The sequence below is a fragment of the Chryseobacterium candidae genome, assembly GCF_004916905.1.
Taxonomy (GTDB): domain Bacteria; phylum Bacteroidota; class Bacteroidia; order Flavobacteriales; family Weeksellaceae; genus Chryseobacterium; species Chryseobacterium candidae.
The window spans coordinates 231,413-257,622 of sequence record NZ_SDLV01000031.1; the positions used below are offsets into that span (position 1 = coordinate 231,413).

Here is a 26,210-nt window from a genome sequence, read left to right on the forward strand (position 1 = left end):
CTACTTACGGATTATACTTGAAAGTTTTCTGCTCTTATTTTATATGCCTAAAATTTGTTTGATCTGTATTTTTTGTGCCGGGGTTGCTGTTTCGAGAATGGATATGAAGGCCGCCAGATTATCGTTAATTAAACCCAGTTTGCCATCCGGTCTTGCAACGACTTTCAGGGTATGAGAAGTATCTGATTGCGGTACCATATGATAGGTAGGATTGAGATTCAGTGTCCCATTGATCTTGAGCCATCGCTCAGCAAAGTCACCAATAATCAAACCATTGGTCCAGGAAGCGCTCAGATCAACGATGTTCTCTGTTCCGATAGCTTCGGAAGGAACCAGGCTTGCATTGCTGTGTATGACCAGCCTGTTGTTCACTGTTTCTACAGTATTTACCGTATTGCTGTGCCCGGCTCCTGTTCCGATAAATACATTGTTTTCTCCCCGGATATAGCCTCCGGCCTGCGCCCCGAGCATCACATTTTTGCTTTCAGTCGTAATAAACTGTCCCGAAGACTGGCCTATAATGGTATTATAGCTTCCGGTATTCAAACTGTTCAGGGCCGACTGGCCTATTGCTATATTCTTATATCCGGAAGTCAGTTTTGCCAGGGTTGCATTTCCAAGTCCTACGTTCACATTTCGCGTAATAATTTTTCCGGCATTGGAAAGATCATATCCCGAAATATGGCCGATAAAGGTATTGTATGCTCCGGTTGTTACTCCATTCAAACTGTAGCTTCCAAAGGCGACATTCCCTGAAGCAGTGGAGAGCTTCTGCAGGGCTCGGTAGCCGTAAGAAAGATTATACGTTCCCGTGTGCATCTGGTTCATATTTCCAAAATACATCGAATAGGTCTGCGGATTCATTCCTAAGGCAGCATCTGTTGTACCTTGCTTTGTGATGGAGCTTCCCGTAAACGAAATATATCTCGGGGCAAAGTTTCCTCTTTCAACTACATCATATAAGCTCCCATAAAGCGGCTCCCATACCGAACCGTTGAAATAATAATAGGTATTAGGACTTTTGATATGGACAACCTGACCGGAAAGTACCGGCGCCGCTTCGGTTACGTAGACCAATGCCCCTTTTTGCAAAGTTGTGTACGTATAGGTAGCCAACTCGCTTCCTTTCACTCTTGGAGCAATAATGCCATCCAATGCTTTGCCTTTATCCGTATTACCGATAACATCAAGGGTTGCTGCTGGGCTGGTGGTATTGACACCGACCTGCCCTTGAATATTTCCGGTTGCTAGAAGTAGGAAAAATAATCCTGCGAGATTATATATTAATTTCTGCATATTATTAGATTTTTACTGTTTGTTTTATTTTCCAATCATGGAATAGATCTTTTTAAAAATGCTATTCTGTTCTTTTTTTAACTCAATAATATGATTCAACTGCCTGTTGAAATAGTCTACATCCGAAGGGGTTATGGCTTTCATTGTATTGACATGCCGAGCCAGCTGATTGATGTTCGTTTCTATCCTCACAAAAATGTTGTCCTGTTCTTCAATGAAATTTAAAACTTTCCGCCTCTCATCATCCAGAATTCTCTTTTCAACCGAATGGATAATCAGGCTGGACAAGGAGATCTGCTTTTCTGAGCAGATTTTCTTCCAGTTCTCTTTTCTGGATTTTTGGATTCGTATGTAAATCCTTACCTCCTTTTCCATTTTTCTATTTTTAATTTTTCCTAAAGTAATAACTCAGTGAAGCTTTCCGATTTAAACAGCTCTGCGCTTCTTGGCAAGTAAGGGTTAATATTTCCTCTCTGATAAATAACAGAAAAATAAATCTGTGTTTTCATTTTGCTTTCTGATTAAAATTTCTTCTGCAAAATTGGGGCATAAAAATCGCGAAAACAATAGTATTCATCGAGCGTGGGCTAAATAAGAACATGCTGGAATCATCTGGAATATGTGGAGATTAAAAAAGAATATACTGGACTAATCTGGAATATTGCTCCTAATTTTCTCCGAAACAAAAAAACAAGTTCCGCAGTTTTTTCTCCTTTTTGCAAAAAAAGGCAAGATCGTCTTTGTAGGTATAACTTGAAAAGTTTGTACGTACAAAGACACATCTTGCTATGTAAAGTCGCCCGCTTTTTTCAGAGTTCTGAAAAGCGTCCACGATAAACCATAAATCACTAGTAATCAAAACATTGATTTTATTTATATGGTTTTTGCTGTTAAAAGAAAAAACATTGCAAATATCGAAGTACAGAGAATACACTAACCTGTATCAATTTTACTCAGGGTAAGAAGCTAACCTGATACATTTTATACACTGTCTTGCAATAAGATGGGTAAAATTTACTCAGGTTAGGAAAAAACATGAGTAATTTTTACGCAGGTTCAGCTTTAGCCTGTTACTATTTTACACTCAGGTAAGGAATAATATCATGTGATTTGTGCAAGCAGTACTTGCACTATTGGAAAACTATGAATACCGAAAAAAGTTTTTATAAAGTCTGCAAGAGTCCATTAATTAATATGGAATTGAAAAAACAAGTTTTGTATCTTTGAAACATGGCAGAAAAACCTCAAAACTCCAGTAAGACTTTATACAATTCGATTGCACAAATTATTATTGATGCAAAATCTGTGGTTTACAGAAATACTAATGCAATAGTATTAAAAATGTACTGGGAAATTGGTAAGCTGATTATTGAAGAGGAACAAAATGGACAAAGCCGTGCCCAATATGGAAAGTCTATACTGAAAAACCTCGCCTATCAGCTGACTCTGGAATTTGGGAAAGGGTTTAATGAACGGAATCTTAATAATATGAGAGCCTTCTTCAATTCATTTCCAATTTGGAACGCAGTGCGTACCGAATTAAGCTGGACACATTACAGGATCATCAGCCGGATTGAAAACCCTGAACACAGATTACAATATATGCTCCATTCCATTGAAGGAAACTGGAATACACGGACGCTACAACGAAACATCGATAGTCAATACTTGGGAAGACTCTTGAAATTTCCGGAAAGTGACAGTAGAGAAACTTCACACTTTATTAAAGACCCTTATATTTTTGAATTTTTAGGGCTTCCATCGGATAACTCCCAGACAGAAACCCAAATAGAGTCGGCTCTTATTTCTCATCTTCAGCAGTTTCTTATGGAACTTGGAAAAGGGTTTGCTTTTGTAGCAAGACAGCAGCATATTGTGACTGATACCTCTGATTTTTTCATTGACCTTGTATTTTATAATTATTATCTCAAATGTTTTATTCTGGTAGATTTGAAAACTCATAAACTTACCCATGAAGCTATTGGCCAGATGGATATGTATGTGAGAATGTACAATGACCTGAAAAAGAATGCTGACGATAACCCTACCATCGGAATCATTCTGTGTACGGAAAAAGATGAAACAGTTGTAAAATATTCAGTACTGTCCGAAAATAAAAAGCTTTTTGCAAGTAAATATAGGACATACCTACCCGATGAAAATGAGCTAAAACAACTGATTGAGGCAGATAGGGTAAAGCTTGAACTAGATAATATTGATTAATACATTAACATTTTGAATTTGAAAAACATTATAAATTCTGTATCAGCTTCTTCAAAGATTAGCAAAAAAAACATTAATATAAACCCACAGCCTCTTTTAAAAACATAAGGCAACAGCTTTTGAATTGTTTTTAAATGGGGTTGCTCCATTTTCTCACAAAAATGCGTTTCCGACCAAAAGAAGGAATTGCATTTTTGCCGCATGATTTTTTCTTAACTAAATTTTAGGTTATCCTCAATAGTTTTTCATTATTTTTCACTAAATTGGGATAATTTTATTTTAAGAAAAACTTTGACCATGAAAGACTTACTTACTGATATCAAGACATCTTCTGAATCTATAAATTATGAAGCAAGAGTCCACTGGATTTCCTATGTTATTCCTGTTTTCTTTACAGTAATCGGTTCTGTGGGAGTTCTCTATTTTCTATTGCTCGGATACAAATTTATGTTAGGGTTTATAGGCATTATTTCCCTGTTTCTTATTTTTCTTTTTATAAAAGGGATCATCGCCATAATTCGAAATAAAAATACCAAAATCTATATTACGGATTATCACCTTTCGTTTACCACAGGGATATTAGGAAAAACACGTTCCGATCTTTCATTAAATAAGCTCGAGGGAATGCAATTACACCAAAGCTTTTTAGGTAAAACGTTAAATTTTGGAAGCTTAATTGTTACTACTGGGGGAATGACTCACTCATATTTCATTGCAAATCCAATGGAGCTAAGGAATGTTTTGCTTCATTCTCAAAAACGATCCGATTAAAAAATAATTTATTAATTTGAAATTAATTGCTATAAATCAATCTCGCAACCTTTTTTCAAAACATATTGGCTAACATTCGGCAATGTTTTAGAAATGGGATTGCAGCGCTTTAGATGCTATTATTAGTAAATGCTCAATTCTATTGGATTATATGATTTAGCCATTTTTGGAGCTTCTTTAGTTACTATTTTAATGATTTCAGGATCGTCAATTATCTGTTTGAATTTATTGACATCTTGCATAGATTTTCGTTTGAAATCAAAAACTTTTTTCTTATCTACTAACTTGGAATCTTTATACATGTTAGCAGAATTGCAAGTATACTTCCTTTTTCTAAAACTATACATGGTATAAACATAATCCTTTCTTTCATCTGAAACTTCTAAGATAAGCCCAGGTAGTCCACTAAATTTGTAAGGACCAAATGGGAAAGGTATTTCTTTGGCAAACCATGCAATCCAAGTTCTACCGTATTTTTTAGCTATTGCTTTTTGACACTTATATTTCCCGATCGTTTTAAATTCATTAAATAGTTGCCAATTTATAGCATTTGGTTCTTCATATCTGAAATTCTTATTATAAATAGGGAGACTTATATACATTTTCGCAGAAGTTGTTCCAATGGTCTCAGGGAAATCGGAATAATATTTTTCAGTTACTTTCATGTCTTGGTATGCATTTCCAGAATAAGAAATTTTTTTTTCATATACCAAAGAGTCTAATATATATTTATTCATATTCTTAAAAAAAGACTCGTTTTTATTAAGAAGCAATGCAAATGTTGTTTTAGCAACTAAAGCATTAGGAGTGTTCATGTCTCTGTAATTTAACTCGTAATCAGCTTCATAATCGACATTGAATTTTATTTGACTAAATAAGTTTGGGTATATAATAACAAACAATATTAGATAATATTTCATATGTAAATTAGTTAAAAGTAAAATGGTAGCTTAGTGCTACCATTTAAAATTTTTAATGAGTATAAACGACTATCTGTGAAGGCTTTGTAGGCGTGTGGCAAATCATTGTGTTTAACTGTGCCAAAGCCTCCTGTAATGTATCATCAGTGTGAAATGTAATCCCTTCTGAAACATTAACAACTTGACCGCAAGAAGTTCTAAAAGGGAAAGCACTTGCTAAAGTCCCGATGGCGATTGCGCCAAAAATAAAAAGTTTTTTCATCATAAAAAAATTTAAATTAGATAACAAATATATAAATTTAATCAACTATACAAGTATTTTTTTTATTATGTTAAATTTTGTCTTTCAGCTCATTACTAACTTTATCTTTTAGTACAAAATGCTTAATCCAAATAAGCCATAATATTACTACGCCACCATAAATTATAGAAGGAAAAATAAAATCGTGAGCAATTTTGCCATATTCCTTATAATCCGTCATTATAATATTTAACCCTGTGATTCTCAATAAATTCAGAATATATAGTAAAATAAGACTAATTATTATAAAAGTAAAAATTTTTAAGCCTTTATAAAAAGCAAAAACAAAAGCAATAAAAAGAATCATTACAGAAATGGCATTACAGCCTTCTACCATTCTGGTAGGATAATCATTTCTTACATAAAAATAGACTTGTTCATTTTTTATATCATTATACAATTGTGTTTGATATCCCAAGTAATTTTGAATATATCGAACTTGTTCTGTGATCATTTTTGAATATGGATCAAGTCCAGTTCCAGAATAATAATTAAGAAAGTATTGATATATGGCTAGTAAAATAAGATAAATTAGTATAAAACGGGCTAGAATAAATAAGGTTGGTTTAAAATCTTTTAACATCTCAATAAAATTGTATATGCTAAGATATAAATTTTCAGTAAGTATGAAATATAAGATTTTTTAACACTTTATTTTAAAATTCTAGACAATTTGTTTTGGCGATTATAGTGATTTGATTCGGTATCGAGGACACTCGGCTTCTTTCTTTTCACCTTTTCCAATGGGAAAAGCATTATTTATTTTTTTTGTTTGATTATTCTTATGTTAAAGAGCGACTGTTTGATTCGTATAACTGAGGTTCCGACTTTTTCTTTGCTAAATGACCATAGTATAGGATCAGGCACTTAAAACCTGAATGGAAAAATGAAATGAAGGCTCCGAAATCTTTTTGTCCGAAGGATTCAGGAGTGTCTGTAAAAATTATTGGAACGAAGTGGAGAGAATTTTTGTAGAAACCCAAAAAGATTTTTTTGAGTGAACGACCTGTACTACATTTGCTACAGTAAAAAGTGAAAAACCACAGTTATATATATGAATTGAATAGGTGACTATTTTAACCCTGGAATGATCTAAAACAATAATGAATAATTGGATTTTTCCTTCTGCTCATGTGATTTTGAAGTTTATTTTCTTAAGACTGTCATCAACATTCTAGACCGGAATTCTAAAAATTAACAGGTTTTATTGAAAGTTTTATATTTTTGTTAGTTGAAGAAGCTGAAAAAATAGGTATATTAATTTGAAAAAAAATTTTCAACTCATGAAATTACCTCCTGAATTAGAAGACCGGTATGTAAAAGAAGTCCTGTATAATTGGGCTTTAGAAAATCTTCCAAATGAGGAATGGAAACCTATTAAAGACTTTGAGAATTATGAAGTTTCGAATTACGGACGGATAAAGAGCCTTGGGCGATGGGTTATCGGATTGAAAGGGCAACGGGTGAAGCGTCCTGAAATCATAATAAAACTGACATTCTCAAAATTTGCCAATAATTATCTCAATCGTAATTTTTATAATGTTCACTGCTGTCTTGCATCAGAAGGAAAAAAATATAGAAATTCCGTACCTCGACTGGTGTATTATCATTTTGTTGAAAAATTTGATCTCGAGGACCGTTCTCTTGTTATTTCCTATAAAGATGATAACAGGCTTCATATCCACAGCAGGAATTTGGAGAAGCTATCCATTAGTCAGGCACATTTTAAAAGATTTTGGGCAGATAGGGCTAAAAATCATATAAGCGATTACCAGCAAGCCGTGAGCCAATATACTGTTGATGGTGATTTTGTAGCTGATTTCGACAGTATTAACGAAGCCAAAAATATACTTGGTATAGGAAGTAGGAATATCTTTACTGTAGTAAACAGAGAGGGGCTTACAGCAGGAGGATTCCGATGATTTTTAAAGGGGTATACTCCATCTGAAGAAGACTTCATACTTCCTCCTGCAAAGGAAATATCGGATAAGTTGTTGAACAAGGCTTTATGGAAAAAATTAGGAAAGCCTGAAATCGATCAAAACAATCCGCCTGCCTGTATGAATTTGTCGCTTAAAGATCTTCCCGGGGAAGAGTGGAAACCATTACCCGGCTTTGAAAAACAATTTTCCATCTCTAATAAAGGGCGGATAAAACGGCTCAATACCTGGACTGATAATAAGATTAAAACTTTTTTGAATGAGCATATCACTTCTCTTAACATGAATCGGCTGAAAAATACTGACACTTATTATATTTATGCCCTGCTAAACCATAATGGTAAAAGACCTCGTATCACAATTGCCCGTATGCTTTATTATTGTTTTGTTGAAACATTCGATCTGAATAATAAGTCTTTAGCTGTTGTCAATAAAAATAAGCCATTATGGGATATGGATCTCTCAAAGCTTTTTTTATATCATCAAAGGCAGCTGATTAAGGAATCAAAGGCATTAGCTCCAATTAAGATACGGACAATACTGAATTCAAAAAAAAATTTTAATGACCTTTTATGGGAAAGATTCGGTAAGCCTTATATTGATAAAAATAGTCCTCCTGCCATTTTGGATTTGTCACTTAAAAATCTTCCCGGGGAAGAATGGAAACCATTACCAGGCTTTGAAGGTAAATATGTAATTTCCAATAAAGGAAGGGTGAAGCGTTTGAGCGGATGGGGAGTCGGCACTCATTTTTACGGAGAGGAACAAATTGTATCCATTAACATTATGAAAGAAAACGAGTATTCTTACCTGGTATTTAGAGAGCATAAGAAGGAAAGTAGAAATGTAAACATACTTCCCCGGCTTCTTTACTATTGTTTTGTACAAGAATTCGATCTGAATAATAAAGCACTTGTGGTGGTCAATGAAAATGAGCCGATATGGGATATGCAGCTCTCAAAGCTCTCGTTACATTCTGCTGGATCCTTACGAAAATAGGGCAACATACATTATTTGACACTAAAGAAAATATTTTATAATCTTCATATCCAGCAAAAAAGCCTCCTCGTAAAGGAGACCTAAAATGATGATTGTTGGAAAAGTTTTCATTTCAAATATAGTGATTCTAAACAGAATCAACTTACAAAAAAGGTATTACTAAAATTAAAGTAATATCAAAAAATATATATAAAATTTCAGACTTTGCTAAGAATACAATTAATTAAGGGCGTAACGGGGTAATTTGCTAGCTATTATAGTATAGTGAATCTTTTTTATTGTACGAATAACGAATACAGATTATCAGGAATTAAAAAAATAAAAATTAACAATATTATTCTATATTTACAGGCTTAAAATCATTTTTATGAAAGAACTATTAGAAAAAATTAACGCAGAATTTGAAACTTTTAAAACAGACTCTAACCTTCAGCTTGAAAAAGGAAATAAGGCAGCCGGAACAAGAGCAAGAAAAGCAGCGTTGGAATTAGCCAAGCTTCTAAAAGATTTTAGAAAAATTTCCGTCGAAGAAAGCAAGAAATAGTCAAAAGCTTCCTCTAGATGGAGGGAGCTTTATTTTTGTAACTCTATAATGAGCATTCATAAACCATTTACTCATTATATCCTTTGGCAAAACCATTCATTATTGTAATTGTTGAAATTTATTTTTGCGCTTTTTGAGGAACTAAAACAAATAAACATCAATGCTTATATCTTTATAAGGATCATTTTGGAGGTTTGATAGTGGGGATTGACTCTAAAGACAGTTTTTCATTATCAGTCCTGTTTTTTATATAGGGCAAAAGATTTTTCAATGTGGATTTCCAGTTGGTTATCGGTTTTCCTAAATTATTGCACCAATCATTATTGGTCCACAACGCATATTTTTCCTTAATATAAGACTTCATAGATATCTCATAGCCATTTAGCGTACAGGCGTAGTCCATAAACTCTTTCAAAGTTGGTATTTTGGCTATTTTATAATATTTAGCCGTACTATTATCTAAGGATGCTTTCTCTTCCTGCTCTGTAGTTTTGGGAGTACTTAAGGCAGGTAGGCCTACCGATGAAAAATTTCTATTTCCGTCTATGACCGGAGTCCGAGGGTTATTTTTTCTTTTTACCTTTTGATCCTTTTCATATTTTTGGGTTGATAGAGGATAATCTAGAACTATCCTGTAAGAACAGGAATACCCATTTTTACTTTCATACCGAACCAGCCCTGAGTTCCGCAACGCTTCTTTGGCAGATTTCACCGTTTTTCTCGTTATTCCTAATGTATCAGCAATTGCTACATTGGAAACAGTAACATCGTATTCGTTATTATCGTTCGCCAATTTCAACAAATACAGGTATATTGCAACGGCAGTGGTACTTAGTTGTGCTTTTGGACCAGATTCCCAAAACTTTTGTATAAGCTCCTGATAATACATTGCTACTTCCTGGCAAAAAGTTCCAGTACTTTTTGCTTATCAATGATGATAATTTTCCCCTTTTGGATAATGGCTTCATCCAACATTCCTGAGGATTTTATTTCCGAAGCTTTTGAAACGGAACATCCCAGAACTTTTGCTAATCCTTTCAGTCCGTATTCATGCCTGTTTTCCGAATTGAGGTTTTTGATAATTTCCAAAAATTCCTCGACAGTCAGCTTCCAAAGGGGTGTTTGCGGATCTATCTTTTTCATTTCCTTTCTTTTATTGATTTTAGCTACCTTTGTTTTCCTTAGAAATCCAATTCCTTGCAGCAGCCTGCCAGCTGTTCATTAATTTCCCGTCACTTAATTTCCAATTCTGAGAATCATAAAAGGAATAAAACTCATGTGCCTGAACAGAAGGTAGATCACGTTCATTAAAATACAATTCTACTTCATGAAATTCAGGTGCAGAAAAGAGGCTTTCTTTTTGTACTGATAATTTTTGCTCCCGGAATGCTTTATGTACAGAACTTCCAGATTCCTCAAAGTCAACAATATCAACCAGGCTTCCAATATAAGGGTCGTAACTGGGGGAATACATAATGAATCCTGCCAGATGTAATTCTTTAATACACTTATGATAGGTCCCAAGGGATTTTACCTTACCCAATCTCATGACCTCACCACGATAAACCCGAAAGGGGCTTTGAAACCTGTTCATGCTCCAGCATTGAAAAAGTGCAACATAAATACTGATATGGGATGGATGTAACCGGTTATCTTTAATCACATGCGCAAAAAAATTGATGATATCTTTAGTCTGACTCATGATTTCCTGTTTTCTGTGACTATTTAGAATCCGTAAGCAGCTTCTCAATATCTTTGTAGTTATAATACAAGATCCCCCCTATCTTCATATAAGAAAGGGTTCCGTTAATCCTCAAATTCTGTAAGGTCCCGGAAGAGATATTCAGAAGCTTTTTGACCTCCGAAGTTCGAAGCCATAGTTTCTGTTCCGTCGTTTTTGTCTGAAGTATTTCTCTAATTGCCTCCAACAGCTCTATTTTAAATTGCTGAAGGTCTTCTTTGGTGATAATGGATATTGCCATGATTTCAAAATTTGTTTGTTTGACAAATTTTCGAAATCAGGCCGGATTTCTTTCGGTAGGTCTTCGGTACTACCGAAAGATTTTTATATACTCTCCATCAATAAAGGAATTATTGAAAAAGCACTAATAATTCGATTTATAGTGTAAAAACAGGAAAAAATGCCTATTGATTACCATCCTGGAATGATTGATTCAAATGGTCACTGAGCAGCTGAAGAAATTTAGTAGGGTTGGTTTTCCTGCTTTTTATCTCATGAAGTGTCTTATAAAAGTTTCCCAGGTTAATATTGAGTGATTTTTCGGTAAATTTAATAATCTCACTAAACTCAATATTGCCGCCATTAAATGAACGGGTATTGTGGAGCGCATACAAAAGCTCTACCAAAGCAGATTTTGAGGCCGACCATTGGAGCGGGGATTTATCGGTTATCTTTTCGTATACATACACATTAATTTCTGCAATAGATCTCAAAAGGTATTTTTCCAGTCGGTCATTGGCCATAATTTGGGAAATAAGGTGGTCATGTGAGGTGGCAAATTTTTCGTCATAATCATAAAGGCCGGCTTCTATTTTGGTTTTCAGGTCAAACTGATTCCGGACGAAATATTTTTGATCAAGATAGGTAGCCTTACGCCTATAATATTCGTAAAAATCGGTATGGTTTTCATAAAAATTTTTCAACACTTCCAATTCGCATTCAAAATATTCTTTCAGGCTTAACTCTCCTGCATTTGGTTTGGCTGCCTCAATTGATAAAAGCTTTGAAAAATAAATAAACTGCGAAATGAAAACGGGCTTGATTTCCTTGAAGAAATAAACTTCGTCTGCAACAGTTGAAAACTGATATAAACTTACCTCCTGTTTTATGATTCTAATTACAGAATCAATTTCCATCAATGATCTCTCATATAAATCAATAGGAATATTTTTTTGATCAAAACTAATCTGTTGAAGCTTTTTCCCTAAACTAGTCTCTAATCGCTTACACTTTTTAAAAAACGAATTGGCATGCATATTTTAAATAATAAGATGAATTTTAAAGAATTATAACAAACGCTTAATGGTAAATTACACAGCATGAAACCCAATAAAATTATGAATCACCAGACTTATCATTGATTTTTTGAATATATTCCGAAGGCATTACACCTGTTAATTCTATAAAAGACTTAGAAAATTTGGGTCTGTTGGCAAATCCACATTCATCAGCTAACGTATCAACGGAATACTTCCTCCATTCTGCACTTGTTCTTAGCTTTTCTATTACATACTCAAGCCGCAAGCTATTGAGATATGTATTATAACTTGTTCCTTTATATTCATTTATAACCGCCGATAAATAAGCAGTATTCGTTTTTAGCCTTTTCGCGAGGTCTTTTTGAGTAAGACCTTTTTCTAAATAAAATTTGTTTTGTTCCATAATTTTGAGCTTATCCAATATTTCATCTGCAAGGATCCTGGGCAGCTTAGATAGTTTAGTTGAAACCGTATTTTTTCCTAACGTCTGCTCACCAGCAATCTGGTATTTTTTAACTCTTTTTTTTACTTTAAAATATCTCACAGAAAGTAAAAGTAAAGCTCCGAAAGAAATCCCGGCTACAATATATCCGTAAAATGCTGAAGATTCCAATCTTTTTTTGGATGTAAGCAAGTCACTGGTATCATATTCTTTAGTGATTTTTCCTGAAAGGTATTTAAAATCATTATGCATCACCCGGTCAAAATGCAATAATTGTTTGGTATAATACAATTCTTTCTTATTGTCATTTTTATTTTTGTAGTGTGTGATAAGCAGTTCAAACGCTTCTCTTACCGAAGGATGTGCAAAATTTCGTTTCAGAAATATACTATCTACTTTTTCTAAATAATTAATCCCCTCATTTTCCCTGTGATTTCTTAATAGAATTTTACCTTTTAAAAAATAGATCAGCGATGCATTGGTAAAATCACTTTTCTTTTCAATGCCTGCCAAAGCAATATTAAAATCCGACAATGCCTCCCTTTCATTTTTTCTTAGGTAGTCTAGGATCCCGCTCAGCTTATAAAAATAGCTTCTTTCTATATAAAAATTTTTATCCTCGGCTGAAGCCTCCAATCCTTCATTAATAAGATCGGAAACCTCTTTTATTTTTGATTGATAAAACAAACAGATACCCATCTGATGAAGGCTGTTCAGATATCCCTTCTTCATATTGTATCGAAGATTGGGAAAATCTGCGGGAACGCTTGTATCTCTATAATAAGAACGGCACTTTGAAAAAAGTGTAAAGGCTTCTTCATAATATCCTAGATAACTTTTGACAACTCCTATATGGTACATATTCTTATGACGCAAATAGGGATCTTTACTTTTATCTAAATATTGCCAAGCCCTCAGATACTGATCAAGAGCCTTCTGATATTTTCTGTAGGTAAAATAGTAAACACTTCCTTTTGTAAGATAGGAATTCCCTATAAGATCGGGGTAACTTGTTTGGGAAGCAGCCCATACAGCACTGTCCGAGTATTCAATTTTTTTATTTCTCGAAAAGCTGACGGCATCCCGATACGCCTGGGTCAGCTCCTTATAATTTTTAAATGCTTTCGCTTCTTTAATATAGGCATTGACAAATTCAAGGGCACGTTCATCGTTTTCTTCAAAATTATCATAACGTACCCTGTAATCAGAATATTTCTGACCATTAACCAAAAAGCAAAAGAACACGAAAAAACAGAATATTATTTTCAAAATAAAAATAAATTGACAATATAATGTTAAAAATATTACAAATATGATTCAAAATTAAGCAAAATGAACCAAGCAAAAAATTATTTCTACACTTTAGAAACCGCATGTAACAAGCATAACATAAAACAATGATTTACAGTTAATTAAAATGCAAAACATGTGGAGCCTATTTATAAATAGGCTCCTAAAAATTTATAAATAGGCTCCACAAATCTTTTTTTTCGAAAAATTCATGCTCTAAATTCGCTTTCAGAATTCTAAAAAAACTACCGGCCGGGATTGTTAATTTTTTAATCCCAAAATCATGAAAACCAAAATAGTAACGCTGCATATTTTTGCAGGAATTTTATTTTCTCTTATTATTTTATCCTGTCGCGAAGAAAGTCTTCCTCAGATTCCTTATCCGGAGATGCCTGTTCTTACGACTGAAAGAATGGTCTCAAAAGTAGACAGTACCCAACTTGGAAAAGAAATGGAAATCGGTGAGACCGATCCGCCAAAAGACCGTGATAACTGGAAAGTCAATAAGTAATCAAATTTCGGACTAATATGGAAACTCAGCTGCCACTCATCATTGAATCAGGAAACAACTGCCCGGTTAGCGGAATATGGAAAACCGTAGGACCTCTTACTACTACCATCACGGTAAATGAAAAATCTGCTATGCCTAACTATTGTGGTGTAAAAGTACGCTGGATATTGTTATACCATTGTTAAAATTTTAATATGAAAAAGAAACTGACACAATTTCCGATATGGATTGCTTATTTTTTTATCCTGTTGTTTTGCTACGCAGCCATCAGCAAAATATTTGATTTTGAAAACTTTCAGGTTCAAATCGCGCAGTCTCCATTGTTAAGTGCTTATGCTATAATAATTACCTATGGAATACTTTTCCTTGAACTTTTGGTCTGCTTCTTTTTGATATTTGATAAAACGAGATTCATTGGATTGTATGGTTCCTACATACTGATGCTTCTCTTTAGTATCTACATTTATCTTATCCTCAATTATAGTGAGTTTATCCCCTGTTCCTGCGGTGGGATTCTTGAAAAAATAAATTGGCAAACACATCTCATTTTTAACATAATATGCGTCGTGGTTGTTGTAATTGCCCTTAGTATAGACACGTATGCAAACCAGAAAAGACAAGGGAAGCTCTTCTTCAGCCTCCTAATCACAGCAGGGCTCTGTATTACCGGAATGCTCATCATGTATCAAAAGTCAGAATATATTCTTAAGAAAGATAATGGTTTTCAAAGAAGATTTTTACAGCATCCTATCCTTAAAAATGGTACGTATGATTTAAAACTGAACTCCTATTATTTTGCAGGCTTTTCAGGCGACACCCTATATCTCGGGAATTACACAGCGCCGTTCTCGCTCACAAAGATTACCAATTTTACGGGAATGGAACGAAGAAATCTGCAACTCAGCCGTACAGACATTAATTTCAGGTCTCCCATGTTTGAAATTACAGACGGTCTTATCACATTGTACGACGGAACAATCCCGATCATTTTTGAAGGAACAACCGGGAGCAATAAGCTCACTGAGCAAAATATTGGAAAAACTTATTTCAGGAAAATCAAACGAATTGACCATAATCATTTTGTCATAGGTGCTTTCCACCGCAAAAAGCAGATTCAGAGTCTGGGGATTATCAGTAAAGGGAGCAACGATTCTGTAAGATTTAATCCAGAGCTTTTGGAAAAGCATAAAGAAGGATTTTTTGAACCCGATGGGCAATTAAATTATGATTCTTTTACAGGTAAGGTCATTTATGTTTACCATTATAAGAACAAGTTTGTAGTTACTGATCGAAATCTGAAACCAAAACATGTATTCAGAACTATTGATACCGTCAGCATCCCGCGACTAGGTCTTTCCCACTTAGCCGATGGCAGCAGAAAACTTAACAATCCCCTGGTGGTCAACAAAAGGTCGATTGCCTATAAAGGGGTTCTGTTTGTGGAGTCGGACCGCAAGGGAAAGCTGGAAAAAGACCGAGATAATAAAGCCATTATTCTTGATCTTTATTCTATTCAAGAGCAGAAATACCTTGGCAGTATCAGTATTCCCAACAGGAATAAGGAGCAACGTGTACAATTTACCATACATGGAAACCAATTGTATGTAATGATAGAAAATGAACTGATCAGATATCGTTTTGCGCAAAACATTACTCAACATTTCATTTCAGGGGAAGCCGAAAACCTGTTACAAAGAGTAGGCACCAATAATAATTTATAACAATGAAAAAAATGAGAAAAATCGCATTGCCATTGGCTATCCTGTTAATCGGAGCAGGCAGCGTGTATGCTACCAATGTAGCATCAGAAACTAAAAAAGCTGATATTCCTGGATGGAAAATTGATCTTGAAAATCCGGAACAGCCTTGTGTCATGACAAGTCAGCTTTGTACGACAGATAATACTGGTATTGTCTGTACAGTAAGTGACGCTTCTGGTGTCCATGACCTGTATGAATCCAGTTGCGAAACAGAATTATTCAGAATTCCTTAACTGTTAGCTATTACTAATTACTAAAAGAAGGGTGCACTTTATTGAGCACCCTTTATGTATTTCTGTATCCAGGGGATATTTTTTTCATTTTTCAAATGATAATTAAACCAATCCAGAATTTTCAGGGTAAGGTCTTTCTGAGCTTCTGCCCTGCTTAAACTGTGGCCTTCTTTATCATAAAAGAGGGCAATAACGGGTTTTCGGTATTTCCTTAAAGCAATAAACATCGATTTGGTTCCTTCCGGGCTTACATTTCCATCATCAGCCCCCGTCCACAACAGCATGGGTGCGCTGACATTCTGGGCAAACATTATCGGGTTATTTTTAATGTATTTTCCAGGATTTTCTGCCAGTGTAGCTTTAAACCAATATTGGCGGCCTTCATATCTGTAATAGTCGGGAGCATTAAAATGATAATTATAGCCGTAGTAGGTTCTTACCACATCAGAAACTGCTGATCCGGAGACATAGGCTGCAAAACGGTTTGAATGCCCCGCTATAAAGTTGGTTTCATACCCGCCAAAAGACTGCCCCATGAGCCCGATCTTTGTCATATCCACATTCCTGATTTTCTGCAATTCGTCTAAGGCATTATTAATGCTTTCCAGTGCTGAAATTCCTGCTCCTTTGTCGGATTGTGAGATATCAGCAAGCAGTACGGCAAAGCCTTCCTCCATCAATAATGGAATGTTCAGTCCGGTTGGATTCGAGAAGGAAGGTCGCAGAAATCTTTTGGTCATATAATCCTGCTTCTCATACACATGGATAACTACTGGGTATTTTTTTGAGCGGTCATACCCGAGCGGCATATACAAGGCACCACTTATGGTTTCTCCATCCGAGCCTTTGTAAGAAATTTTAATCAGCTCTGCCTGTTCAAATTTTTGATTATTCTCTTCTGAAACATACATCACCTTTGAATCTTCTTTTCCTTTCTTTACCACGAGCCCTGGCCGTTTATTATAGTTTTCTTCGATCCAATAATAATTTTCATCCTCATTCATTCTTTTGAGTTCGGTGATCTCATCAGGGGTCGGTTGTTGGATAATTTGCAGCCTGCTGTTTTTTAATGAGGCATAGCTGGTATAGCTGTTCTTGGAATCCGTTATTTTTAAAAGCAAGCTCTTTTTGATATCTGTTGTCCTGAAGTCTCTACCGTATCCAAGTTCCGTACTGATTCTTGTAAAATCCACCAGCTCGATTTCTGAATCATCGCTGGCAGTAAATATTTCTTTTTTTTTCTGAGTGGTCAGATTATATTCTAAGATTCTATTTCCTCCTACCCATAGAACTTCTTTCCCGGAGATAAAATAAGGAACCATAGCAGCAGAAACCTTTACATCTTCCATCACCAGGGTTAGCGTATTGTACAGCTGCCAGTTGTTTTCCCTTTGAATCAGCAGGTACTGACCGGATGGTGAGATGACCATCTGTTTCCGCAGGTCCGTAATCAGGGTATAGGTACCAGTTACCGCGTTCCACAAATACAGCCTGTCAAAGCTATTTCCTCCTGCTTTATCCATTTTATCCACCTGCTGCTTATCAGTCTCATACATCAGGTAGCGTGAATGGCCGATAGCAGTCTCCTCGAAATATCCGGAACGGGTCATCAGAACCTGCTTACCGCTTACAGGTTCCCAGTCCACCCGGATAAATTCGGTTACCACCTTCGCATGCTTTTTAAGGTCGAAGTCCGTCCCATACCAGATATCAACCATTCCTTTTGCTGGCAGAATTCTCTTTCCTAGTTTAAGGGCAATACTATTGTCAGAACGAGAAGGATTCAGCATCATCTGATCATAGTCAGCGTAACTGCTTCCATCAAAAATATATTGTTTTTTATCCTGAGAAACATAATAGAGGTTGGTCTTGCCTTTCTTTCGGGTCTGAATCACAAAGCCTTTCTGTTTCATTCCTGAAGGCAAAATATTGCTCAGCTCATCATGGGTCGAAAAGATTGTTTCAAAAACTCCATTCTTTAAAATTAATGCTTCAATCAGATCACCTGTCTTTCTCCTGGCGATGGTCTCATCCCCTTCAGAATAGATATGCTGAATACCGGAAATACTTTGTCGAAGGCTAAGATCAGTATCATAAACTTCCAGCCTACTTTCATCTTTTTCAGTATACAGCACCATAAAGGCATGCTGCTGTTTATTGTAGATGCATTTTTTTACATGATAAAAAAAACGGAATTTTCCGGTTTCGGGATAAAGATACTCCAATGTATCTTTTGTCTGTATCGCGAGATCGTTTCCCACCCAAATGATAAAATCAATATTTTTTCTTTCCGTTCTGTGGTCTTTATCTCCTGTTCTTTGCAGCAGCATCTTCTTTGTCCCGTCAACAGAGAATATATACCATGCCAGCCATTTACCGTTATCAGAAGCCTCGGGAAATTTCATTTCTTCGGTATCCTTAACCAGCTTTTCCAGATGCTCATACCGCTGGGCAGAAAGGTTTTGTGGCATAATAATGAGAAGAAATATCCATAATATCCATACTACTACAGAGAAATTTCGCCATAGGAAAGATTTGAAAGTGATATAATCGATATGTGACGCCTTAATATCCATCATTTTGTGGTGTTAAGTGACTATTCAAAAGCATTTCTTTCTGCGGCAACGGCAGATATTGATTGGTCGCTTTCCAGTTAGGCTTTACAGGTTGTAAGAGATCCAGTTGTCCCCACCGTTTCAGGTCTATAAACCGACTTCCATGTTCTGCAAAAAATTCTTTTCTTCTTTCATTTTTAATTTCTTCCATCGCCTGAGCCTGTGAAATGGAAGTACTGAGTGGTGTTAACCCCGCCCTTTGTCTTGTCTGATTGATGAAAGGAACTGCTTGTGTTGTTTTGTTCTGCATGGTTAAAGCTTCTGCCAGCATCAGGCATACATCCTCTAACCTGTAGATGATAGAATATTCTGTCGTATTGGTAGCGGTAGTTATTTTATATTTGGTCTGCTTATAATTGGTCTGTGAACCAAATAACACCGGAGTAAAATAGTTTTGCCGTCGAAGATCGGTGGCTGAAAAAGAACTTATAAGATCCGGATTCAAAATAAATGAAGTAGGCGCACCCACAAAGTTATAGAGCACGGCTTCACTTGTCGGGTCAGTATTGTTCTTAGGTTTCAGCTGCCAGATAATATGCTTTCCTGTTTTCTGAAATACTTTAGAAGGGTCATTTTGAAAAACATAGTCAGCATTCTGAATAATCGTCTGGCATAAAGCTTCGGTTTCCTGCCATCTTCCCAGCATCATTTTCATTTTTGCCTGTAAAACCAGGCCTGCTGCCTTATTAATATAAATCCTTTCTGCATTCCGGTATGCTGAGGGCAGAAGGTTCACCGCTTCCGATATATCGGCTTCTAGTCTTGGCAGGAATTCATTCTTAGGTATTCTGCTTAAAGTCGAGTTATAGACATAATCTGTTGTAGTAGTGTAGGGAATCTCCCCATACATCTGATAGAGGTAATAGTAAATAAGGCTGCGGACCAGCATTGCCTCTCCCTTTATCCTGCTTTTTGCTGATACCGAAAGGCTTTTGGATTTTTCCACACCTTCTATAATGCTGTTGGCCATATACACCTGCTGATAAGCCGTAGTCCAAACCTGGCTCACGGTAGCATTGGTTGCCAGCGGCTGGTTATGGTAGATATCCAGGATGCCGTTTCCGGCGCTGGTGAAAACGCAAGTAATATCATCGGTATAATTTCCGAGTAAAGCACCGGAACCGTCTGTCGTGCCACTGATCACGGAACTGGTCCATAGTCCCGAGTACAGTCCAGCGAGCGCCGCATCTGCGGTTTTCTCATCTTCAAATACCTGTTCTGTGGCCAGCTGGTTGTTCGGAAAATCTGTTTCTATAAATTTCTCACACGATACTGCGCTTAAAGCAGCATAAAGCATCAAAAGAAGCGCTATTATAGAGTTTATAATATTTTTCATTGTTAGTTGCTAAAAGTTATTACATATAAAATCATCAATTATCTCAATCATTAATGATCCCAAATCTTTATCATTAATTCTTAATCACTAATCATCCATCTTAATCGTTAAAAAGTCACCTGGAATCCCAGGGAATAGGTTTTTAGGGGTGGAAGGTAGCCTACGAGATAAAACTCCGGGTCCATTCCAAAGTAGTTGGTGATGGTCAGAAGGTTTTGTCCCTGCACATAGATCATAGCTTCTTTGATGCCCAGCTTTTGCATGGGAATGCGGTAGTTAAGCTGTACATTCTTCAGCCTGATATAGGAAGCATCACTTATTACCGCTGTTGAGTTCTGAAAGAACCCGTGCAGGGAAAGCTTCTGGGGACTGTAACCTGCCGAATATTCCATATAGCTCCCTCCCGGGTTAGATGGCGACCATGCGTCCAATACTTCTACAGGCTGATTGCTGAGTGCTCCGGGCAGAAGCATCTGGCGGTTGTAATTCCAGTTTCTCTGTTTTACAAACTGCCACAGGAAAGATGCTGACCAGTTTCCCCACCTGAATTGAGTTGACCATCCGCCAAAAAAACGGACCCCCAGTTTTTCTACTGCCTTATTATCGTCAGGGGAGGTAATTTTACCGTCACCATTGAAATCTGTAAACTTATACAATCCGGTGGCAGGGTCTATGCCTTCATACTGGTACACCTTAGCAATAGTCGTAGGGTATCCGATCATATACTGATTGGAATAGGTAGAACCTTCGAGGTTTGGAAATTCTACAAGCGTATTCTTGGGAATACTCAGGTTAAAAGAGGTTTCATACCTGAATTTTCCTTTTCTTACAACCTGAACCGAGGTATCAAATTCCCAGCCTGTATTCCTGATCTTTGCCGGAAGATTGGATTGTACGGAAGGAAAGCCCGTGGTGGCTGGAAGGGGAATTCCTACCAGCTGATTGGAAGAGGTGTTTTCATAATAGGCACCTGAAAAATTAAAGCGTCCGTTCCAGAGTCCTACTTCCAGGGCCAATTCTTTTTTCAGAGTCTTCTCCCAACTGAAATTAGGGTTATAAAGCCGCGCCGGATTTAAACCAGTCTGCCCGTTGTAGATACCCGATGAAATAATATAGGTATTGAGATATTGGTAATCTCCTATCTTATCGTTTCCTGTAGTTCCCATGCTTCCTCTGAGTTTACCCATGCTCAGCCATTTTATATCTTTCAGAAATGGCTCTTCTGAGAAAAGCCATGCTGCTCCTACCGCTCCGAAGTTTCCGAAACGGTTATTAGCTCCAAAACGGCTGGAACCGTCGCGCCTTCCGGTAAGGTTCACAATATATCTTTTTTTCAGCTGGTAGTTAAAGCAGGCAAAAACGGCTGTATAGTTATACTGGCTCCGAACCTGATCAGAAATGGTCTTTACGCTGGCGGCTCCAATATTATCAATCAAAGTATTGCTCTCAAAGCCTTTTCCCTGAATAGCTCCCTGCTCCGATTGTGTTTTCTGCAGGGTTGCTCCGAGTAAAAATTCAAACTGGTGATTTCCGGTTTTGTAAGCGCCCACCAGTTGGGGTTCGAGGATATAGGAAAAGTTCACCTGGTTATTCCGGGAAGAGGTGGAATTCATGCTGGTCTGTCCAAAAGAAGGATTATTGATCGTATGGGGCTTTATTGAGCGTTCTTCGAAATTCTGATAGCTGATTCCGGCGTTCATTTTTAATGAAAGGAAAGGAAACAGCTTATAGGACACATTAAAGCCGTTATTAAAAAAGGCGGTCTTATTGGAATATTCGCTCAGAAGCGAAGCCACCGGATTGTTAAAGGTTCCGTTCTCCCAGTTGATGTTCCCGTCTGCGGTATAAAGCGTCGGAGCATTGGGGCTCAGCATAATACTCTTTACCGTAAGGTCATCATTCTGCACATTGTTCTGCTGAAAAGAGAATGTATTTACCAGGTTAAATTCCAGTTTTCTGTCAGGGGTGAAATAGCTGAAATTGGCATTGATGTTATTGGTTTTATATTTGAAGTCAGCCGGCAAAACAGTGGTCTGCTCATTATGACCATAGCTGATCTGGTAAGAAAAGTTTTCAGAGCCGCCACTCATCAACAGTTGAACGCTGTAGGCATCTGCCATGTTTCCGATCAGTTCCTTCTGCCAGTTGGTGTACCTCATCTGGTCCCAGGTTCCGTTGATGTCATACATGGTAGCGGGATAGGCTACATTATCATTCTGGAATGCCTGCCGGCGCATACTGATGTACTGCTCCGTGTTCATCATTTCCATAGACCTGGTAATCCTGCTTAAGGAATACGAGGTATTAAGCTTGAGCTCAGATCGTCCTTTATTTCCTCTTTTAGTGGTTACAATGATCACCCCGTTGGCTCCTCTTGATCCGTAAATGGCTGTTGCATCAGCATCTTTTAAAATCTCAAAGCTCTCAATATCATTCGGATTGATAGCATTCAGGGGATTGATAGAGGACCACGGAAGGATCTTATTAGAATACAACGAAGGGGTTTCGGAAGCCTGGGGAACACCGTCTATAATATATAAAGGCTCATTGCCCTCACGACGGATACTGTTCTTTCCCCTGATCTGGATATCAAATCCGCCTCCGGGAGTTCCGGTGTTCTGGGTAATGCTTACTCCTGACATTCTTCCCTGAGCTGCGGATAGCACATTGGTAACGGGCTGGTTTTCGATATCCTTAGCTGAAACTTTGGCTATGCTTCCGGTGCGTTCTTTATCTTTGACCTTATAATATCCTGCATTTAGCAGTACTTCTTCAATGCTGCTTACTTTTTCCGAAAGAGGTTTATTTAAAGGGGATAAGGTATCGGTCTTTTCCCTGATTACGGAAGCTTCAGGGGTATTCTTTCGGGAAATAGTATCAGAATTGTTCTGTACCTGTGCATGAAAAGAGACGCCTGCTACCGTCAGCATAAGGACACATGAAACGTGCCCTATGCTGGTATAGGATTTTTTCATAAATTTGAAAAGTTTAATTCGTTAAACGACAGCTCTTTCTCTACGGTCTGCAAACTTTAAAGGAAAGGGCTTTTTTATTTCTTATTGTTCTGTAACAAAAAGATAACTAAGTATCATTATAATAGGTGCTGCTTATTTTCATTTGATGGTCTTTTATGGTTTCATTGTGTTTTTAAATATTGTCTAGGAGGAGGTTTTGGGAGATTACAAAACCTCCAACCTAAACACATCATAAAGAATTAATATGAATGAAATTAACCTCGAGTGTGAACTGTAAAGCTCCAATGGATGCGCTGCCATTGTATCCTATCTAATCTTTATAGTAAAAGCAGCTTAGAGAAATGTAGAGAAGGCGGACATCATTGAAAAAACAGCGTGGAACTCTACCTACCGTATCAGAGGTACTGGCATACCCTTTACCACGAATAAGAGAGCCCACGCTTAGAACGTGAGCAATCTGCTTATTGTCTTGTGGTAAAATGAAAAGTGCCAGTTTTCTGATACAAGATTCTAAGCGAATAGCTTCTAATATTTTTTGAAGTTTCGCAAAATTACAATTAAGTAACTTCTTTCACAAAGATAAGAAAAAATATTTTGGTATACAAAACTACACCAAAATATTTTTCATTATGTGCTTAATTGCATTTATGATTAAAGAAAGTGAAAAAATTATAATTATAAAAACTGCAATTACTTTGCGTAAAATGCTAAGTAACAATAAGAATTCCTCAGCGAAATCGAATGGTAGTGTGGAAATAGTCAATAGTTATGATAAAATAGCTGCAAACTCTAATTCAGAACTGACCAAAGCTACAGTAAATGGTGCTTTTAGCGGAAAGAAAAGGTCAACGATGGCAACTATTGTTCTTATTATTGAGTCAATGGGTTATAAAATGATTGATTTTGCTGAAATTTATGATAAGCTTTCGGAAAGAGATGTTAGTAAATTCAGAGAAGAAATGCTTAAAAAAAGTTAGTAAATTCCATAATTACATTTCAACCATTTTGTTATTTGTTAATAGACTGCAAGCATTTTATGGGAATAATGATAAAAGAGGCTGTCTCAAAAGGACAGCCTTTTTATGGCTGTATTTTTTTGTAACTCATATTTTTCAATGAATTTTTTTTTTTAGATTATATTTTTGAGTTAATTATGGTAGAATAAAGCAAAGGAAGGTTTTTTACCCTGCCAGAGCCAATTTTCTAAGATTATGCGCAATAGCAATCAAGCCGGTTTCTATTTCGACTTTATTTTGTCCTCTGAGAAAAAATCTTTTAAATCCTTTGTTATGTTTGATTTGAGCAAACACAGGTTCTACATCGTGGCACCTTTGTTTTCTAAGCATTATGCCCCGTTTTGTATTGAGAAGCTTATGAACCTTATGCCGGAGCTTTGAAAGTTTTGGGTTAGAAGGCGAAGATGTTATGTTTTTGGTTTTCTGATCTTTATCAAAATAATTATACTTGATATAGGCTTTGACTTTTCTCTTTTGGAGAAAAGTATAGTTCTCTTCTGAGCCATATCCTGCATCAGCCACTATTTCGTTGGGAGATTTATGATAAAGGTGTTCAAAATTCTTAATATGAGCAAAAAGGGTTTTAGTGTCACCAGGGTTAGGATGCAGAGTATAATTAATGATAAACTGATTCTCGGTACTAAACTGAAGATTGTAAGCCGCTTTGAGCTCTGCCCGTTACGCATATGATCCTCTTTCATGCGCATAAAAGTAGCATCAGGGTCTGTTTTTGAATAGCTGTTCCTATTTCCAAGAATAGCCTCTTGGTTCTCATATTTTTCAAGATTTTCAGGCCAGTTCTTTTTTGCGTAATTAATCTTCTGACGAACTTTAGAGCAAATTTTCTTCTTTTTTAAAGTAGAATCTATCGTTTCTATAACAGATTTTATTTTTTCTTTGTCCATAGACTTAAAGGTTACCTCCGAAGTATCTTTCATTTCTTCCCTGGCTATTTCCTGAGTGTAGTTCCACAAATCCTCAAGTTGGGACTCTATACGTTCTTTATTCTTTTTGATAGCCTTTCCCCATACAAATGTGTAACGATTGGCATTGGCTTCTATTTTAGTCCCATCTGTAAAGATGGTTTGCAGGCTTACCAGACCTTCTTTCTCCAGATATAATACAATTTGTGCGAAGATCTCTTTGAGTTCTCCTTTTAACCTCTCACTTCTGAAACGGTTTAAAGTATTATGATCAGGACGGTTCATGGCACTTAGCCACATAAAATGAACATTCTCTTTGAGTGCCTGCTCCAGCTTTCTACTCGAATAAATATTACACAAATAGCCATAAACCAATACTTTCAAAAGCATTTTGGGATGATACGCCGATGTACCGCCGGGTTTATAATTACGGAGTAAATTAGTGATGTCCAGACCATCTATAACAGCTGAAACAGTTCGTACAGGATGATTATTTTGTATCAGCTCCGACAAATCAGGAGGAAAAAGAAAATTTTGCTTGGGATTATAATCTTTAAAGACTACCTTTGATTTACTTAACACACAGCAAATTAATCAATTTGCAACTATTAGGAAAGCAAAAGCTTTCCTTTTTTTATACTCAAAAAAAAGACTGCCTCACTTTTGAGACAGCCTCTTCTAAAATATAAAATTGTACAATCTATTAAAATTGACCAGTGTTCAGTTGATTTTGGATGAATATAAATCGCCTTTTTCAATACCCTTTCTTAAATATCTCAAAAGAGTTTTTTCAAAATCTTTTTTCTCAGGGTATTCATCTGGTAACAAAGCTTAAAAAGAATATGAAAACAAAATCTATAACCCCAATGTTCGATTCCTATATGATACGTAAAAGAGCTATTGTGGAAAATATCTTTGATCAGCTTAAAAATATTTGTCAGGTGGAGCATTCAAGACACAGAAGTATAGCCAATTACTTCAATACTATTTTTTCTGCACTGATAGCATATAATTTCATGGACAAAAAACCTTTGTTTAAAAACAATTTTGTAGATACTAAACAACTTTATTTAATTAGTTATATCGAACTTACGTTAAATTAGTACAGAAATTAA

24 protein-coding genes and 2 pseudogenes are annotated in these 26,210 nt (G+C 36.2%); 11 read left to right on the plus strand and 15 right to left on the minus strand.

Annotated features, from left to right (window positions below; genetic code table 11):
* Window positions 1–39: 39 nt before the first annotated feature.
* A complete protein-coding gene (locus EK417_RS16075) occupies window positions 40–1,296 on the minus strand; it encodes a phage tail-like protein (protein WP_136522714.1) in 1,257 nt (418 codons plus the stop codon).
* Between the two features lie 24 nt (window positions 1,297–1,320).
* The gene (locus EK417_RS16080; RefSeq protein ID WP_136522715.1) at window positions 1,321–1,671 is read right to left on the minus strand and encodes a hypothetical protein; all 351 of its coding nucleotides are present in this window, start codon (window positions 1,669–1,671) and stop codon (window positions 1,321–1,323) included.
* Between the two features lie 855 nt (window positions 1,672–2,526).
* Between EK417_RS16080 and EK417_RS16085 the strand changes: the two genes are divergently transcribed.
* Both EK417_RS16085 and EK417_RS16090 read left to right on the plus strand, forming a co-directional pair.
* On the plus strand, window positions 2,527–3,519 hold the full coding sequence (locus EK417_RS16085) for a PDDEXK nuclease domain-containing protein (RefSeq protein ID WP_136522716.1): 993 nt from the start codon (window positions 2,527–2,529) through the stop codon (window positions 3,517–3,519).
* A gap of 297 nt (window positions 3,520–3,816) precedes the next feature.
* Window positions 3,817–4,290, plus strand: a complete 474-nt coding sequence (locus EK417_RS16090; RefSeq protein WP_136522717.1) for a PH domain-containing protein — start codon at window positions 3,817–3,819, stop codon at window positions 4,288–4,290.
* A gap of 122 nt (window positions 4,291–4,412) precedes the next feature.
* Here EK417_RS16090 and EK417_RS16095 read toward each other — a convergent pair whose 3' ends face one another.
* The 3 genes from EK417_RS16095 to xrtF form a co-directional block, all read right to left on the minus strand.
* A complete protein-coding gene (locus EK417_RS16095) occupies window positions 4,413–5,210 on the minus strand; it encodes a GLPGLI family protein (protein ID WP_136522718.1) in 798 nt (265 codons plus the stop codon).
* A 52-nt stretch (window positions 5,211–5,262) separates the two neighbouring features.
* Window positions 5,263–5,475, minus strand: a complete 213-nt coding sequence (locus EK417_RS16100; RefSeq protein ID WP_136522719.1) for a hypothetical protein — start codon at window positions 5,473–5,475, stop codon at window positions 5,263–5,265.
* Window positions 5,476–5,542: 67 nt separating this feature from the next.
* Window positions 5,543–6,094 (minus strand): exosortase family protein XrtF, encoded by a 552-nt coding sequence (gene xrtF / locus EK417_RS16105; RefSeq protein WP_136522720.1) that lies wholly within the window; start codon window positions 6,092–6,094, stop codon window positions 5,543–5,545.
* Window positions 6,095–6,794: 700 nt separating this feature from the next.
* Here xrtF and EK417_RS16110 point away from each other — a divergent pair.
* The 3 genes from EK417_RS16110 (at window position 6,795) to EK417_RS16120 (ending at window position 8,994) form a co-directional block, all read left to right on the plus strand.
* Window positions 6,795–7,433, plus strand: a complete 639-nt coding sequence (locus EK417_RS16110; protein WP_136522721.1) for an NUMOD4 domain-containing protein — start codon at window positions 6,795–6,797, stop codon at window positions 7,431–7,433.
* A gap of 69 nt (window positions 7,434–7,502) precedes the next feature.
* Window positions 7,503–8,450 carry an NUMOD4 domain-containing protein gene (locus EK417_RS16115; protein WP_136522722.1) on the plus strand — a complete coding sequence of 316 codons (948 nt, stop codon included), beginning with the start codon at window positions 7,503–7,505 and terminating at the stop codon, window positions 8,448–8,450.
* 367 nt (window positions 8,451–8,817) lie between these two features.
* A complete protein-coding gene (locus EK417_RS16120; protein ID WP_136522723.1) occupies window positions 8,818–8,994 on the plus strand; it encodes a BF3379 family histone-like protein in 177 nt (58 codons plus the stop codon).
* A 181-nt stretch (window positions 8,995–9,175) separates the two neighbouring features.
* Here the strand turns inward: EK417_RS16120 and EK417_RS16125 are convergent, their stop codons facing one another.
* The 6 genes from EK417_RS16125 to EK417_RS16150 all read right to left on the minus strand — a co-directional run bounded on the left by EK417_RS16125 (window position 9,176) and on the right by EK417_RS16150 (window position 13,705).
* Entirely contained in the window at window positions 9,176–9,883 is a 708-nt protein-coding gene (locus tag EK417_RS16125; RefSeq protein WP_136522724.1) for a helix-turn-helix domain-containing protein, read from the minus strand.
* Between the two features lie 2 nt (window positions 9,884–9,885).
* Window positions 9,886–10,137, minus strand: a complete 252-nt coding sequence (locus EK417_RS16130) for a DUF3853 family protein (RefSeq protein ID WP_136522725.1) — start codon at window positions 10,135–10,137, stop codon at window positions 9,886–9,888.
* Window positions 10,138–10,156: 19 nt separating this feature from the next.
* Entirely contained in the window at window positions 10,157–10,696 is a 540-nt protein-coding gene (locus EK417_RS16135; RefSeq protein WP_136522726.1) for a hypothetical protein, read from the minus strand.
* 19 nt (window positions 10,697–10,715) lie between these two features.
* The gene (locus tag EK417_RS16140; RefSeq protein WP_136522727.1) at window positions 10,716–10,976 is read right to left on the minus strand and encodes a helix-turn-helix domain-containing protein; all 261 of its coding nucleotides are present in this window, start codon (window positions 10,974–10,976) and stop codon (window positions 10,716–10,718) included.
* A gap of 163 nt (window positions 10,977–11,139) precedes the next feature.
* Window positions 11,140–11,871 carry an RteC domain-containing protein gene (locus EK417_RS16145; protein WP_228457954.1) on the minus strand — a complete coding sequence of 244 codons (732 nt, stop codon included), beginning with the start codon at window positions 11,869–11,871 and terminating at the stop codon, window positions 11,140–11,142.
* Between the two features lie 199 nt (window positions 11,872–12,070).
* Window positions 12,071–13,705 carry a helix-turn-helix domain-containing protein gene (locus EK417_RS16150; protein ID WP_136522729.1) on the minus strand — a complete coding sequence of 545 codons (1,635 nt, stop codon included), beginning with the start codon at window positions 13,703–13,705 and terminating at the stop codon, window positions 12,071–12,073.
* Between the two features lie 304 nt (window positions 13,706–14,009).
* On the opposite strand from EK417_RS16150, the gene EK417_RS16155 reads away from it, so the two are divergent.
* From EK417_RS16155 to EK417_RS16165, 4 genes are read left to right on the plus strand one after another with little or no spacing between them, the layout of a single operon-like run.
* Complete coding sequence (locus EK417_RS16155; RefSeq protein ID WP_136522730.1) at window positions 14,010–14,237, plus strand: hypothetical protein; 228 nt, start codon at window positions 14,010–14,012, stop codon at window positions 14,235–14,237.
* A 17-nt stretch (window positions 14,238–14,254) separates the two neighbouring features.
* Window positions 14,255–14,422, plus strand: coding sequence for a hypothetical protein (locus EK417_RS21170; protein WP_168802012.1), 168 nt, complete (start codon window positions 14,255–14,257; stop codon window positions 14,420–14,422).
* Between the two features lie 9 nt (window positions 14,423–14,431).
* Window positions 14,432–15,958 carry a MauE/DoxX family redox-associated membrane protein gene (locus EK417_RS16160; protein WP_136522731.1) on the plus strand — a complete coding sequence of 509 codons (1,527 nt, stop codon included), beginning with the start codon at window positions 14,432–14,434 and terminating at the stop codon, window positions 15,956–15,958.
* A gap of 2 nt (window positions 15,959–15,960) precedes the next feature.
* A complete protein-coding gene (locus EK417_RS16165; protein ID WP_136522732.1) occupies window positions 15,961–16,230 on the plus strand; it encodes a DUF6520 family protein in 270 nt (89 codons plus the stop codon).
* A 38-nt stretch (window positions 16,231–16,268) separates the two neighbouring features.
* Here the strand turns inward: EK417_RS16165 and EK417_RS16170 are convergent, their stop codons facing one another.
* The 3 genes from EK417_RS16170 to EK417_RS16180 form a co-directional block, all read right to left on the minus strand.
* Window positions 16,269–18,809: an alpha/beta hydrolase family protein gene (locus EK417_RS16170; RefSeq protein ID WP_136522733.1), complete on the minus strand. Its 2,541-nt coding sequence runs from the start codon at window positions 18,807–18,809 to the stop codon at window positions 16,269–16,271.
* Window positions 18,796–20,181, minus strand: coding sequence for a RagB/SusD family nutrient uptake outer membrane protein (locus EK417_RS16175; RefSeq protein ID WP_136522734.1), 1,386 nt, complete (start codon window positions 20,179–20,181; stop codon window positions 18,796–18,798). The genes EK417_RS16170 and EK417_RS16175 overlap by 14 nt, the downstream gene beginning before the upstream one ends.
* A 107-nt stretch (window positions 20,182–20,288) precedes the next feature.
* Entirely contained in the window at window positions 20,289–23,156 is a 2,868-nt protein-coding gene (locus EK417_RS16180; protein ID WP_136522735.1) for a SusC/RagA family TonB-linked outer membrane protein, read from the minus strand.
* A gap of 647 nt (window positions 23,157–23,803) precedes the next feature.
* Between EK417_RS16180 and EK417_RS16185 the strand changes: the two genes are divergently transcribed.
* Window positions 23,804–24,133, plus strand: coding sequence for a hypothetical protein (locus EK417_RS16185; RefSeq protein ID WP_136522736.1), 330 nt, complete (start codon window positions 23,804–23,806; stop codon window positions 24,131–24,133).
* Window positions 24,134–24,337: 204 nt separating this feature from the next.
* Here EK417_RS16185 and EK417_RS16190 read toward each other — a convergent pair.
* Window positions 24,338–25,677, minus strand: a pseudogene (locus tag EK417_RS16190) (IS1182 family transposase).
* Window positions 25,678–25,868: 191 nt separating this feature from the next.
* Here EK417_RS16190 and EK417_RS21730 point away from each other — a divergent pair.
* Window positions 25,869–26,198, plus strand: a pseudogene (locus EK417_RS21730) (transposase); the annotation flags it as partial.
* Between the last annotated feature and the right edge of the window lie 12 nt (window positions 26,199–26,210).